Source organism: Lacticaseibacillus huelsenbergensis (assembly GCF_029726355.1).
Classification (GTDB): Bacteria; Bacillota; Bacilli; order Lactobacillales; family Lactobacillaceae; genus Lacticaseibacillus; species Lacticaseibacillus casei.
On record NZ_CP120687.1, the window covers coordinates 1,117,995 to 1,131,344 of the forward strand.

Annotated in this window: 13 protein-coding genes and 1 pseudogene; 5 read left to right on the plus strand and 9 right to left on the minus strand. The window is 46.3% G+C overall.

What is annotated here, in order from left to right; translation table 11 throughout:
- Window positions 1-89 precede the first annotated feature (89 nt).
- Window positions 90-977 (plus strand): fructosamine kinase family protein, encoded by an 888-nt coding sequence (locus LHUE1_RS05020; protein ID WP_049169380.1) that lies wholly within the window; start codon window positions 90-92, stop codon window positions 975-977.
- 168 nt (window positions 978-1,145) lie between these two features.
- Here LHUE1_RS05020 and LHUE1_RS05025 read toward each other — a convergent pair.
- The 4 genes and pseudogenes from LHUE1_RS05025 to LHUE1_RS14350 form a co-directional block, all read right to left on the minus strand.
- Window positions 1,146-1,328 (minus strand): annotated as a pseudogene (locus LHUE1_RS05025) (site-specific integrase); the annotation flags it as partial.
- A 224-nt stretch (window positions 1,329-1,552) separates the two neighbouring features.
- Entirely contained in the window at window positions 1,553-2,326 is a 774-nt protein-coding gene (locus LHUE1_RS05030; RefSeq protein ID WP_049169379.1) for an ABC transporter permease, read from the minus strand.
- On the minus strand, window positions 2,319-3,179 hold the full coding sequence (locus tag LHUE1_RS05035) for an ATP-binding cassette domain-containing protein (RefSeq protein ID WP_277848303.1): 861 nt from the start codon (window positions 3,177-3,179) through the stop codon (window positions 2,319-2,321). The genes LHUE1_RS05030 and LHUE1_RS05035 overlap by 8 nt, the downstream gene beginning before the upstream one ends.
- Entirely contained in the window at window positions 3,176-3,358 is a 183-nt protein-coding gene (locus LHUE1_RS14350) for a CPBP family intramembrane glutamic endopeptidase (protein WP_356948113.1), read from the minus strand. Before LHUE1_RS14350 ends, LHUE1_RS05035 begins: the two co-directional genes overlap by 4 nt.
- Window positions 3,359-3,483: 125 nt before the next feature.
- On the opposite strand from LHUE1_RS14350, the gene LHUE1_RS05040 reads away from it, so the two are divergent.
- The gene (locus LHUE1_RS05040; RefSeq protein WP_277848313.1) at window positions 3,484-3,828 is read left to right on the plus strand and encodes a helix-turn-helix domain-containing protein; all 345 of its coding nucleotides are present in this window, start codon (window positions 3,484-3,486) and stop codon (window positions 3,826-3,828) included.
- Window positions 3,829-4,187: 359 nt separating this feature from the next.
- On the opposite strand, the gene LHUE1_RS05045 is transcribed toward LHUE1_RS05040, so the two are convergent.
- The gene (locus LHUE1_RS05045) at window positions 4,188-5,300 is read right to left on the minus strand and encodes an IS110 family RNA-guided transposase (protein WP_138132191.1); all 1,113 of its coding nucleotides are present in this window, start codon (window positions 5,298-5,300) and stop codon (window positions 4,188-4,190) included.
- Between the two features lie 328 nt (window positions 5,301-5,628).
- On the opposite strand from LHUE1_RS05045, the gene LHUE1_RS14355 reads away from it, so the two are divergent.
- The gene (locus tag LHUE1_RS14355; RefSeq protein ID WP_342633171.1) at window positions 5,629-5,892 is read left to right on the plus strand and encodes a hypothetical protein; all 264 of its coding nucleotides are present in this window, start codon (window positions 5,629-5,631) and stop codon (window positions 5,890-5,892) included.
- Between the two features lie 517 nt (window positions 5,893-6,409).
- Here LHUE1_RS14355 and LHUE1_RS05050 read toward each other — a convergent pair.
- The 3 genes from LHUE1_RS05050 to LHUE1_RS05060 form a co-directional block, all read right to left on the minus strand.
- Window positions 6,410-7,150 carry an amino acid ABC transporter ATP-binding protein gene (locus tag LHUE1_RS05050; protein ID WP_049169377.1) on the minus strand — a complete coding sequence of 247 codons (741 nt, stop codon included), beginning with the start codon at window positions 7,148-7,150 and terminating at the stop codon, window positions 6,410-6,412.
- The gene (locus LHUE1_RS05055; RefSeq protein WP_191978400.1) at window positions 7,147-8,556 is read right to left on the minus strand and encodes an amino acid ABC transporter substrate-binding protein/permease; all 1,410 of its coding nucleotides are present in this window, start codon (window positions 8,554-8,556) and stop codon (window positions 7,147-7,149) included. Before LHUE1_RS05055 ends, LHUE1_RS05050 begins: the two co-directional genes overlap by 4 nt.
- Window positions 8,557-8,879: 323 nt before the next feature.
- Window positions 8,880-10,340, minus strand: coding sequence for an amino acid ABC transporter substrate-binding protein/permease (locus tag LHUE1_RS05060; RefSeq protein ID WP_049169375.1), 1,461 nt, complete (start codon window positions 10,338-10,340; stop codon window positions 8,880-8,882).
- Between the two features lie 205 nt (window positions 10,341-10,545).
- On the opposite strand from LHUE1_RS05060, the gene LHUE1_RS05065 reads away from it, so the two are divergent.
- Window positions 10,546-11,094: a GNAT family N-acetyltransferase gene (locus LHUE1_RS05065; protein ID WP_010490427.1), complete on the plus strand. Its 549-nt coding sequence runs from the start codon at window positions 10,546-10,548 to the stop codon at window positions 11,092-11,094.
- 453 nt (window positions 11,095-11,547) lie between these two features.
- On the opposite strand, the gene LHUE1_RS05070 is transcribed toward LHUE1_RS05065, so the two are convergent.
- The gene (locus LHUE1_RS05070; RefSeq protein WP_049169374.1) at window positions 11,548-12,171 is read right to left on the minus strand and encodes a stage II sporulation protein M; all 624 of its coding nucleotides are present in this window, start codon (window positions 12,169-12,171) and stop codon (window positions 11,548-11,550) included.
- A gap of 239 nt (window positions 12,172-12,410) precedes the next feature.
- Here LHUE1_RS05070 and LHUE1_RS05075 point away from each other — a divergent pair, with 239 nt between their 5' ends.
- Window positions 12,411-13,346: an AAA family ATPase gene (locus LHUE1_RS05075; protein ID WP_049169373.1), complete on the plus strand. Its 936-nt coding sequence runs from the start codon at window positions 12,411-12,413 to the stop codon at window positions 13,344-13,346.
- Window positions 13,347-13,350 lie beyond the last annotated feature (4 nt).

Sequence of the window (13,350 nt, forward strand, 5' to 3'; positions counted from 1 at the left end):
AGCATCGTCTGGCGTTGAAAGACCCAATGTTTATCGATCTTTTTCCACCGATGACCGTCGGAGATGCCCGTGAGAGGAGAGATACTTGCATGCTTACATCAGCTTGGACCAAGCAATTACCATTAGATCATATCACCTCGATCACCCCGGTTGGCGGAGGTGATGTCAACAAAGCTTATCGGGTTGATACCTCCGAGAAGCCTTACTTTCTGCTCGTTCAACCTGGCTACCCCGCCAGCTTCTATGCCGGGGAAATCGCCGGCTTAAAAGCCTTTGAAGCCGCACAGGTGTTAGCGCCACGCGTTATCGCCAACGGCAGCATCGAAGGCGATGGCTACCTATTATTGAGCTTCTTGACCAGTGGCCATGGCTCGCAACGTGAACTCGGGCGGCTTGTCGCCCACCTGCATCAGCATCACGAACCCGCCGGCCGCTTCGGCTTCGACTATCCATACGCCGGCACGAGCGTATCATTTTCCAATGATTGGACCGATTCGTGGGCGGACTTGTTCATTCACCAACGTCTCGACAAACTAGCCGCTCACATACTGAAAAAAGGCCTGTGGCAGGCCGACGATCAAGCAACGTTTGACCAAGTTCGCACCATTATCAGCAAGACCCTCAGCCAGCATCACAGCGAAGCATCCTTACTCCATGGTGACTTATGGGGTGGCAACTACATGTTCACGGCAGACGGTCAGCCGGCACTCATTGACCCCGCCGCAGTTTATGGTGACCGCGAACTGGATATCGGTGTCACCACTGTCTTTGGCGGATTCAACCAAGAGTTCTACGCCGGCTACCAAGAAACCTATCCACTTGAACCCGGCTACCCATTTCGACTCGACTTTTACCGGTTGTATTACTTAATGGTGCATCTCGACAAATTCGGCATGGCCTATGCCGGCAGCGTGGCAGCAGTCATGGATCGCATTCTCGACCATGGCGTGCCGGAGAATCAGGAACGAAACGATTAGCATGCCAACATGAATGGGAAAACATTTCGACTAAGCACCCATTATTTTCCGGAAACAACGGCACATTCTGCAACCTTCCTGGGGTATCAACGTTTCTAGCACCATCAATTTTACGGTGGCACAGTTTTGACCCTTTTTAAATTATTTTGGCTCATCGGGCACCCCTTTGGAGAATATCCCGTTGAGTTTTTTTGCGACTTCAAAGTTGGCTGTTGGGGTATAGATGACCATATTTGCCGAGCACGTTTCTGTGTCCTTATGCCCCAAACGTTCTTTGATCTGGAGTGGATTTTCATTGAGTCTGATCAACAGCGACACATGCGAGTGACGGAGACCGTGCACGGTAATTCGCTTAACTTCGATGCGTTCGCTGTATGCGTCCACAATGCGTCCACAATATCAATGAATTGCTGGTCAGAGTATGAATCCCATCACGTGAGAATACCCGCAATTACCAATGAATAAGGGCAATTCAGCGGATGGTGCGAGAACTAGGTCGAGCATTTCTTGATGGTTCAAAGAATCTGCATCATCGATTAGCTGTGGTTCTGAAATCTTTCTGTGATTGATAACAGTTATTTTGAGTCCCACTGTATTCTCACCTTTTTCAAAACGATCACCATTAAGACGCTCAATATCAACACATAGACAATGTTATTGCCAATTTTAGATAATTCGAAATCGCCCACCCAAAGGTATTGCATGACTTGGATGCAGTGATACATTGGAAAGACATGTGCAAATTTCTGGACGAATCCGGGTAATGAGTCTGTGGGAATTGCAATGCCAGATGTAAAAATAAAAATCATGAAAATTCCTGAGGTGACTAAACTAGCAGTCCTGGATGATGTGATAAATAGTGAAATCAAATATCCCAGTGAGAAGAAAATCAATGCAGTTAGGAAGTAAAAAAATATAAACAATAGCGTTTGCCCCACATTCATGCGCCATATCGCATGATATATTGCAAAGCTCATCCCTCCAAAAATCGCAGTTGAAATAATGCTAACGACCAGAAATGCGGCAAATAATGATTGAAAATATTGCCAGTAAGTAACTGGGTACGTCATGTACCTCTTAAGTACACCTTGGCCTTTAATGTCTGAAATAGTAATTGAGATTCCCATCAAACCTGTGTTGGCTAAAAGGAAAACAACATTTATCGGAACTACCGTGTCAATTCCTAGGACATTTTTGCCAAAGATAGTCGGGCTATCACCAAAGGTTCCGCCAAAGACAACAGTTAATGCAATAGGAACAATAATCATAAAGAACATTGACGTATGTTCTCGGAAAAGTGCTTTTAATTCGACTTTTAGAAATGGTGTGTATTTATCAATCCTACTCATTTACGTCATCTCCGGTATACATGAGATAACCATCCTCGAATGTAAGACTGTGTATGCTCACATGGTGGTTATTCAAGATATTTGAGGTTCTTACAGAGCTATCTGTATACAAATAAAAGTTTTTACCTGTTGACCTCGAGATATAATCAATTCCTTGTTCTTTCAGATCCCTCTCGATTGGCCGCAATTGATTGACATCAATTGGTGTATAAACGAACTTTCTCAGCTGGCTTTCAAGTTCTGGAATTAAACCAGACTCAACGATTTTCCCAGCGTGTAGCATATATACAAAGTCACAATAATCGGCCGCTTGATTTAGATAGTGGTCCGAAACTATTACAAGGTGGTTTTTACCATATTGCTTAATCAGGTTCCAAATTTCCTTCCGATTAAAAGTATCTAGTCCAGATGCGGGTTCATCTAGAATGACTATGGGAGCCTCTGTCATCAGAGTCATGGCAATTAAAACTCTGCGTTTAGTACCGCCTGATAAATTGGCAGTACGTGTATCTAAAAATTCGGTTAGATGGTATTGATCAGCCACCTGCCGCTCGGAAATGTTTCTTTGATAGAGCTTCAAAACTAGTTGAAATTCTTCGCGAACTGTGTTTAGCTTCCTCAAATTGTTTTCCTGAAACAAGAAGGCAATTTTTGCAGTATTCGGCTCAACAACGATGCTTCCCGAACTTAGCCGTCTCAATCCAACGATTGATTCCAAAAGAGTCGTCTTACCGCTTCCGTTTGGTCCTGCAATCAGATACAGTCCTTTTCCGTTAAACGACATGTTGGCATCGGAAATAGCCGTCCTTTTCTTGTAAACTTTTTTTGCGTGATCTATCCGCAGTAAGGTCATTCAGCATCACTCCTTGATGATTTTTTGTTAATATTGCTAGACAAATAGTTAAAGATTACGTGCATCATAACCGGCACCCACACGGAATGTGTGATCACTAAAGATGCTCCCAACAGCATCCCAAAGAGTGATTTTACAAAGGCTTCATCATCATCGAAAGATGTTACCAAGGCAAACAAGCAAATTTACAATATTTGCGTAAATTAAAATTATTTTACCATAATCGCATCCGTTTGATTATAATAAAATTAGAAAAAGGGTGAGTATATTGAAAGACTGTGAATTGGGACAACTTTTTTAAGAGATTCGCACGGAGCGGGGCCTTCGCATTTCGGATATATCTGAACCTTTAAACATAAGTACGGTTTCGAAGCTTGAAAACGGGCTCACGGAAATTTCTGCTGAAAATCTCTTCAAACTTCTCCGTAATATCTGCGTTGAACCAACAGAATTTTTAGAACTTCTCGAAAAAAGGAACCGATCTCATATTGATGACGCTGATTTACCTCAGCGTGATTTTGACCAGAAAATTCTACAGTTATCTTTGCAAAAAAAGATCGGAGAATTGCAACGACTCAAGCAGAACTTGATCCAGAAGTTCTTAACCACTCGTAACATTTTGTTCAAATTGCGTTCTGTTATGAAGTGACCCCTGTCAACCCCATCTTTATAAGATTTTCGATATTGTCGTTGGCACTAACAAGCTCCAGAATTCCGTTGTCTCTCGACATTTAACCACTCTGTTATACGGGGATTGGCTACCCCAGGTTAATGGTCCCGTCGAAGGCTTTAGAATCTAATCTATAGTCGTGGATCACAAACTCTTTGTCTCTAGATATGGCCATACCCAGGGCGAGCCTGTGCCAAAATAGAACGCTCGTAAATAGCCAGACCGTTGAATTCTGACGCTTGTTGCTACCAGCGACAATATCGTGACGCTTTAGTCCTTGATACTTCTTGCTGTCATCTTTGTTGTTTGAATCTTCGGGCTCAATTGCGCTTTGGTGATCAGTAGTTGATATTGCCAGTTTCCATACCCCAGATAAATCCAGCGAGTTCTCGGGCGACTGCGGCGATTGCCACGTTATATGATTTTCCTTGAGTAAGCATCCGCGTGAATTTGCGATGAAGATGAGCGCCTGCCTTATCGGCATAGCTAATAACGGCTGATTCTTGTCCTGCTTGGCGTGCTTTTAGGGCTCTTGATTTGTACCCAATGCTGCCCTTGACCAATCCCTGTGTGGCTTCAATGATGGTTGTGCGGACGATACTGTTACCTTGCTTCGAAATCCCCCCTTTGATGGTATGATCGCCGCTTGAATGTTCTGACGGATTTAGCCCAACGTAAGACATAAACGCTTTAGCTGTTTTGAAACGTTTGAAGTCCGCAATCTCGATGTGGATGGTCATGGCTGTTGTGGTTTTAAATCCCTTCATACTTGTCAACGCGTGAATGGGCTTGGTGTAACGTTCACTGTTCGCAAACGTCTCGATGGTCTGGTCGTAGCGGGCAATCTTTTCCTCTAATTCAGATTTCTGCAGCGTCATTTCGTCAAGCACTGACCGTAATACCGGAGACAATGGGACTTTCTTTAGCCAATCCATATAGGCCAGCGTCCACTTGGATGCTGAGCACTTCAATCCTTGACGGAGAAGGAACATGCCGATTTGCTGTTTCACTCTAATGAGGTCCTTTTTCATCATTTTACGTAGTCTAATGAATTCTTTTACCTCGTTATCCGCTTCATCAGGGACATAAACGGCACAATACGTATTAGCTGCAAGATTCTTGGCGATCATTCGCGCGTCCATTGAATCATTTTTGACCATTTTGTTCTTAGCGGAACTATACATCGTTGTCGGTGCCAGAATGATACAGTCAATGCCTAAGTTTTTGAGTGAACGATAGAGTGAATATCCTAAAATACCAGCCTCATACCCGGTCACGAATTTTGTGTCTGATTCCAGTTCTTCAGCTAATCCGTTAATAAATTTTTCGACTAATTTTGGCTCTGAAGCGCACTGGGTCTCAGCTAAGAGCGCACCCGTTGCTTTGTCTAACGCGCATAGACTGTAAGTGGCTTTATGGACATCCATCCCGACGTAAACTATACTTTCCATGTGAGTGACCTCCTATTGTCATGGGGTAATGATTGTATGGTTCGTTTTAACACAACACCATTATCAGTCTAAATCCCCGAGTCGACAATCTAGGGGGTCACTTCATATTATCTATTATTGTCACTGCAGTACAAATTGACACCCAAGGCACCTCCGATCATCTTTCAAAAGAAGATTGGGATGTGGTTATAAATTATTTGATGAATCGATCCTTTTGGAGAGCGAATACTTTGAAAAGCCGTACGAGAAATTACTGATAATTCATTTTACATTAAAACATCAAAATGTCCATCAAAATCTTTTTTACCAGGTACTGTATAATACCGCTGTGATGTTTTACTACCAAGAAGACTACGAACGAACTTTGTTGACTTTGACACAATTACAAGGGCATGAACTTCCTGATGATTACTTTTACATACGAATACAAATCGAGCTCTTACAGAAACAGTGTCAAATCAAACTCGGCAACGACTCAAAAAACCAAAACGAGTTAAAACAGCTCTTGGATGTGTTTTTGATTAGCCCAGCTTTTGGGAAAAATGGAAAGAAGCGTTTGAGATTGATCCCTGATCTGATCAACAGGCTCTAGAGCACATTCTTGCGAAATATGTTGTTCATCTGAAGACGTTTATCACGAGTGGCGTTGGTATGAATGAGCTTAACAAAATCCAACACGATTTGGCAGACTATCAGATTAAATCTTATGCGGGCTTGTTGCAGAACATAAACATGTTTCTAGTAACTAGCTTTAAACAATCTAATTGATGTCTAGACGAGAGGACGCAAAAAGCCTAATCTTAGTGCTCATCGTGGTCGGTTCCGATATGAGTACTCAGATTAGGCATTTGCGGATATAATTCTTGAATTTGTACGTTAAGAGCGGCACATCTGTGGCACATTCCATCAGTGTTTTATATTTTGTTGGCGCGGTGAAACCTTCTTAGAGAAGCGTTACGCTGCGATTCTGTAAGCTAGTCTAGCGAGCACATTATTTCCCGGGAAATCCTCAAAAATTGCCAAACAAAAAACGGTTCAGAAGAGACAAGCTTGTCTCACTGAACCGTTTTTGTCGTGTCACCGGCAAAGCCTTGCCATAACACTGACTTTTAAGCATTCAAGACCTTATTCAAGAAGTTCTTGGTTCGCTCTTCTTTTGGATGCTCAAAGATATCTTCAGGCTTGCCTTGTTCAAGGATGGTGCCGTTATCAAAGAAGACCACCCGATCGGCAACTTCCTTGGCGAAGCCCATTTCGTGAGTCACGATCACCATGGTCATCCCTTGCTTGGCAAGCCGCCGCATGACACCCAGAACGTCACCGACCATTTCCGGATCCAACGCACTGGTTGGTTCGTCAAACAACATGATATCCGGATGCATGGCCAACGCCCGCGCAATCGCGACACGCTGCTGCTGCCCGCCGGAAAGCTGCGCCGGCATCGCATCGGCCTTGTCTGTCAGCCCAACCACTTCAAGCATTTCCTTGGCCTGCTTGACAGCTTCGTCTTTGCTGACAATGCCCAGTTCGGTCGGTGCCAAGGTGATGTTGCCCATCACGGACATGTTCGGGAAAAGATTGAAATGCTGGAACACCATGCCGATCTTTTCACGCACTTTGTTGATATCAGTGCCTTTATGGGCAATATCTTCGCCGTCGACAAGGATCTCGCCACTTGTGACGGTTTCCAAACCATTAATCATGCGCAAGACGGTACTTTTACCGGCACCGGAAGCGCCGATCATGACGACGACTTCATTGTTGGCGACATTCAGGTTGACGCCTTTAACCACATCGTTGTCGCCGAAGCTCTTGTGGACATTTTTCATTTCTACTCGATACTGACTCATGCTTTCACCTTCTTCTGAACCCAGTTACTTAGCCAGGTTAATAGCGTAATAATAATTAAGTAAATCAGTGCTACCATGGTCCAGATCTTAAAGCCTTCCATATTCCGGGCAATGATGATCTTCCCGGTTTGGGTCAGCTCTAACAGACCGATGATCGACAGGATGGAGGTATCCTTCAAGGTAATAATAAACTGGTTGATGAAACTTGGGATCATGATCTTAATGCCCTGTGGCAAGATAACCTTGCGCATGGCTTTCCCAAATGGTAGCCCTAAGCTGCGCGCGGCTTCCATTTGCCCGGGATCAACCGCTTGGATGCCACCTTTAACGAAGGCCGCTGTGTAGGCCCCTTCATTAAGCGTCAACGTCACGATGCCGGCGATGAATGCCGGGACTTTTGACCCGATCAGGCTCGGTACCCCAGTGTAGATGAACAAGGCCAGCACCATTAGTGGTAAGCCACGGAAAATGTAAATAAATGTTGTTGCTGTGCCTTGACATAACTTATTTGGAATAACCCCTAAAAGTCCGACCAGAATCCCGACCAATGTTGCAAAGAAGATCGCGACAATCGTCAGTACCATGGTCTCGCGCAAACCACCCATCAAAGTTGACCAGTTGGCCTTCAACAACCCGATGAACGAGCGGTCAGTCGTCTGACTGTTACCGGCAGCAGTTTTTTGTGACTTTGCACTGCCGTTGCCCAAGTAACGTTCGATGATCTTATCGTATTGACCATTGGCCCGCAGTTTCTTAAGACCGGCATTGAACTTGGTCATCAATGCCTGATTGTTCTTAGAAGTCGCAAAACCATAAGCACCTTCACGCGCCGGTTTACCGACAATCTTTAGCGCCATGCCATTATTAATACCATATTGCATGACCGGCTGATCTTCAAAACAGGCCGCCGAGTTACCGGTCGTCACATCTTGATACATGTTATTGGAGTCATCAAAAGTAACTGTTGTAAAGCCGTACTTTTGCTTGACGCTGTTGGCATAATCCGCCGAGTCCGTACCGGTTTTGATAGCAACCCGCTTGCCGCGTAAATCCTTCAATGACTTGATCGTACTTTTCTTCGCCACGGCCATCACAACGCCGGACTTATAATACGGATCGCTCATCAGAAACTTCTGTTTTCGTTCTGGGGTGATTGACATACCGGCAATCACGCCATCAATTTGCTTGGCTTCAAGTGCCTGAACCGCTGCGTTGAATCCCAACGGCTTGACATCGACCTTGAAACCTTCTTCCTTGGCAATTGCCTTGATGAGATCAAGGTCAATCCCCACATACTTATTATCCTGGTTCGCAAACTCAAACGGTGCAAAGGTCACATCCGTCCCTATCGTATACGTCTTCTGTGCTGCCGCCACCGTCTTGCCGGGGAGTAATGCCCCAAGCATTAAAGGCAAGGCGATCAGCAAACTTAGCAGCCACTTTCGCTTCAACCTAAACACCACGCTTTCTAATGATTACAAGCCCATTAGGCCGTTATTGCATGCGCCAGTTGATGATCAACTGGTTGTGCGCTAAGCCCGCGTCTTGTCTGATCGACACGGGTCTGATTCAACCACGTCTTCGTTCAAGTACGCGGCTAAGCGCAGCTCATCTCCTCGCATTTTGGTCGATTTTAAATCTACTGTTTATGCTAGCGGAATGGAATAGCGACTGTCCAGCGTTGATGTTAGCTTTTCTGACATTTGTCACATTATTTTACGCAAGCGGACTAGACCTTCATGCGCCGTTGGACCCAGTTACTGAGCCAGGTCAGGAGTGTGATAATAATCAAGTAAATGAGCGCGACCATGGTCCAGATTTTGAACCCTTCCATGTTACGCGCAATGATGATTTTCCCGGTTTGGGTCAGTTCCAAGATACCGATAATCGACAGAATCGAGGTGTCTTTTAACGTGATAATGAACTGATTAATGAAACTCGGTACCATAATTCTAATTCCTTGCGGCAGAATCACTTTCCGCATGGCTTTGCCAAACGGAAGTCCTAAACTACGCGCCGCTTCCATTTGACCAGCATCGACTGCCTGGATGCCGCCCTTCACGAAGGCCGCCGTGTACGCCCCTTCATTTAATGTCAGCGTAATGATCCCGGCAACGAATGCCGGAATTTTAGAACCGATCAAACTCGGTATGCCTGTGTAAATGAACAATGCCAACACCAGTAGTGGCAAGCCGCGGAAAATATAAATAAACGTCGTAGCAACTCCCCGGGCGAAGCGATTCGGTAAAACGCCCAGAAGTCCGATCAGAATCCCGACAATCGTTGCAAAGATGATGGCCACTAGGGTCACGACCATCGTTTCCCGCAGCCCATTCATTAAGGTTCCCCAGTTTTCCCGTAACAGGCCAAGAAAACTGCGATCCGTATCTTGGGTTTTGGCGCTGGTTTCCTTTTGGGCCGCTTGTGTTCCGTTGCCTAAGTATTTCGCGACAATTTTGGCATAGGTGCCGTCAGCCTTCACTTTTTTCAGTCCGGCATTGAACCGCTGATCCAACTGGTCGCTGCGCCCTTTTTGCGTGGCAAAGCCATAATAGCTCGCCTTGCTTTCGGGACCGGCAAGCTTCAGCTTCAGGCCGGTTGCAATGGCATATTGCAGCACCGGCTTATCATCAAAACAAGCGACCGAGTTCCCCGTAATCACGTCCTGGTACATATTATTGGAATCATCGAAGGTTACGGTATGAAAACCATACTTGTCTTTTAGGCTCATCGCAAAATCTGCCGCGGCTGTCCCGGTCTTTAAAGCCACCCGCTTGCCCCGCAGATCCTTAAGACTTTTGACGCCGCTATTTTTCGCAACGGCCATCGCCACCGCGGTTTTGTAATAAGGATCGCTCATGGCAAACTTCTGCTTGCGCTCCGGCGTAATCTGCATGCCGGCGATGACCCCGTCAATCTGGTGAGCTTCAAGTGCCTGCACCGCGGCATTAAATCCCAGCGGCTTGATATCCACTTTGAAGCCTTCTGCCTTGGCCACTGCTTGCATGAGATCAATATCGATCCCGACGTAGCGGTTGTTCTTGTCTGCAAACTCAAACGGTGCATAGGTGACATCCGTACCGATCACATATGTTTTTTTCGCCGCCTGCGTTGATACCGGCATGGTCAAGCCAATCGCCAATACCAACGCTGCTACCCCGGCGACGCACCACTTCCAAACCCGTCTCATAAAAACACCATCTTTCTCATTCGAATCCTAATGCAACGCTAAACCATTCAATGTGAAGCAGCCATCACGAGCTGTGGGCAAACCAGTTCGCACCGGCAACATTCACAGGTAACAAGTCTACCGATTTTATGAGAGCTTGTCTACGCGCGCCGAATGCAAGATTGTTTTATACTTAGAGAAACTAAAAAGAAAATGGGATGAAATGATGTTTAGCTACTTAATTGACTACGATCTTAAACTCGCACTGCCCCGCCCGGAAATTGACGGCCCGCTTTTATTTGAACAGATCGAAACCAGCCGTGAGACCTTATCAGCCTATCTGACTTGGGTGGACGCGACGCTCACCGCTGACGACGAGATCAACTTTTTAACAACCGAGCTAAAGTCCTTCGGCGAGCAAAAGTCATTAACCTTGGTCATTCATCAAGCCGACGCCCCTGTTGGTCTGATCACCCTAAACACCATTGACCAACTCGTCCACCACAAAGCCGATATCGGGTACTGGTTAACCACACCGGCACGTGGTAAAGGTGTGATGCACAAATCCGTCAAGGCCATTGCAGACATCGCCTTCCACGACTATCACCTGAACAAACTGATTATCAACGCCGCTGTCACCAATGACGCCAGCAACCACGTCGCCGAAAAAGCCGGCTTCCACCTGGACGGCATCCTGCGCCAAGAAGACCCTAACCCTCGCGGCGGATTCTTCGATGTGAATACATACTCGTTGCTACGCTCAGAATGGTCATAATGTTTCACGAGAAACATTTTGTTGGTCAAGTTGGTTCTCCGTAAAACAAGTAGTTGGGGCATAGTTCACTATGGCAATATAAAAACGAACATACTTTAGCAGTAACTGTATGTTCGTTCTTTGTTCTCCAAGAATAATTCGTTAGAAATGTCGAGATATTAGTGCCAAAGCGGAGCAATCGTAGGCCAGATGGGGCTCAGTGGTGAAATCATTGTTGGCGGTTTACCGCTTACAATGAGGCCGAGCTTTGAGACTCTGCGGGCTTTGCAGAGGCTCAAAGTCGTGCCCACCACGTTCCAGCCCCATCTGGCCGGAGATTGCGGAGTTTGGCACGGCATGGAACCTATTGCCAGAACCTTTTCTGAATCATTTGGAATTTATTAAGCTGTTAATTCTCTTATAGAATTATGGCTCATCTTTTTCTTGCTTAAACAAGTGTCAACCGCAAGCAGGTCAATGTACGATCAACCGTAAAAGCACCGGCGTAATGAAGCCTTCGATAATTGCCGCAAAAGCAATCGCTGGTACCACGATGGCGAAATACTGTACCGCAATGGCTTTGGCATCCAGCGGCGACTTTTCATAGTGGGGATTGGCAAAGAATCGTTTGATCGATTGGCGTAACGCCTTGTTGACCTGCGCCGCCAGCGCCACAGCGACGATCATCGCACTCATTTCAAAGATCCCATGTGGCAAAATGCCCAGCACAAACGCACCAAAAGCACCGCTGATACCGAGTTTGGCCGCATAGATACCAAGAACCAGACCGACCGAAGCACACGTGACCACGTACGAAATCCAATATAAGAATGGAATTGGGATCATGCCCACTAACATCATCGTGAAGGTGACCCGCTCATTGTTCAGCAAAATCGCCCAGAAAGCGTGCCAATTATCAGTCGCTCCAGGAAACTTAGCGGACAACCCGGTCATGAGGCCGCGGACAAAATGCGGATTTGACTTCATGACGATATAACTTAACAGGCCCACCAAGATCGTCATCACGATGAAAATCAGCCAACCGATTAATAGATAATGTCCAATCACATTCAGGTGATACTTCAGTCGTTCTTTCATTTGCTTGCCCCCACTCATTGGATGGTTACCGGCTATGGTCACAGTATACCGCAAGCAAAAATGTGTCGCCATTGAGAAGATTCCGGTGCCAAAATGAAGCCCGCAGTACATCTGCTCGTCAACCGCGTACCAATCGGCGCCCGGTCTGCAACCGATATATTCATATTTTTTTACAACACGGCAGGAAACTTGCTGTTTGGTGCTTTTTCCTGAATAATGGCGGCATGGAGGGGATCACGATGGAAATCAATGAAGCGCAATCAATCTTTTCGGCAGCGCAGCAACAAGTCGCGACCATTGTGGTTGGCAAGCCGATGCCGATCAAGCTGGCCTTTACGGCTTTATTAGCCAACGGCCACGTCTTATTTGAAGATATTCCCGGCGTCGGCAAGACTACCTTAGTACAGGCGATCGCCAAAACGCTGGCAATGCCTTTTTCCCGGATCCAATTCACGCCGGATATGTTGCCTAGCGATGTTCTCGGGACGTCCATTTTCAACCGCGCTACGAATGCATTTGAATTTCAGCGCGGTCCGATTTTTACCAGCATCTTACTGGCTGACGAAATCAATCGCGCTACCCCACGCACTCAGGCGGCTTTATTGGAAGCGATGGGTGAACGCCGCGTCACCACCGACGGACACACTTACCCATTGTCGCCTGATTTCTTTGTCATGGCCACGGAAAACCCGACTGACTATGCGGGAACCTATCCCTTGCCTGAAGCGCAGCTGGATCGGTTTATGTTGCGACTGTCGCTTGGCTATCCCGATGCCGCTGCTGAAAAAAGTTTACTTCTAAGCCCGGACCGGCAAACTATGATTGCCGCCTTGAAACCACGACTTGATCCCGCCACTTTAGCAGCGAGCAAAAAGCTTGTCACAACCATCACCGTGACCGATGCGATTGCCAATTATGTTCTTGCGCTTGTCGAAGCGACCCGGACAGACCAACGGATTCGTTTAGGCATTAGCCCGCGTGGCGGCATTGCGCTGGTAAGTGCCGCGAAAGCCTTCGCTATGCTCAACGGCCGCAGTTATGTGACCCCTGAAGATATTCAGACATTAACAATCCCTGTCTTTGGTCACCGCTTGATCATGAAAGATCCAACTTCTTCGTCAACTGAGATTCTAACTGACATTCTGCAACGCATCACCGCACCAGTCCGGGGGTGATACC

Excerpts from the sequence above, each read along its gene's own strand:
- LHUE1_RS05020 (WP_049169380.1), top strand. The coding sequence starts at position 90 with ATGCTTACATCAGCTTGGACCAAGCAATTACCATTAGATCATATCACC.
- LHUE1_RS05030 (WP_049169379.1), bottom strand. The coding sequence starts at position 2,326 with ATGAGTAGGATTGATAAATACACACCATTTCTAAAAGTCGAATTAAAA.
- LHUE1_RS05035 (WP_277848303.1), bottom strand. The coding sequence starts at position 3,179 with ATGACCTTACTGCGGATAGATCACGCAAAAAAAGTTTACAAGAAAAGG.
- LHUE1_RS05045 (WP_138132191.1), bottom strand. The coding sequence starts at position 5,300 with ATGGAAAGTATAGTTTACGTCGGGATGGATGTCCATAAAGCCACTTAC.
- LHUE1_RS05050 (WP_049169377.1), bottom strand. The coding sequence starts at position 7,150 with ATGAGTCAGTATCGAGTAGAAATGAAAAATGTCCACAAGAGCTTCGGC.
- LHUE1_RS05055 (WP_191978400.1), bottom strand. The coding sequence starts at position 8,556 with ATGCTTGGGGCATTACTCCCCGGCAAGACGGTGGCGGCAGCACAGAAG.
- LHUE1_RS05060 (WP_049169375.1), bottom strand. The coding sequence starts at position 10,340 with ATGAGACGGGTTTGGAAGTGGTGCGTCGCCGGGGTAGCAGCGTTGGTA.
- LHUE1_RS05065 (WP_010490427.1), top strand. The coding sequence starts at position 10,546 with ATGTTTAGCTACTTAATTGACTACGATCTTAAACTCGCACTGCCCCGC.
- LHUE1_RS05070 (WP_049169374.1), bottom strand. The coding sequence starts at position 12,171 with ATGAAAGAACGACTGAAGTATCACCTGAATGTGATTGGACATTATCTA.
- LHUE1_RS05075 (WP_049169373.1), top strand. The coding sequence starts at position 12,411 with ATGGAAATCAATGAAGCGCAATCAATCTTTTCGGCAGCGCAGCAACAA.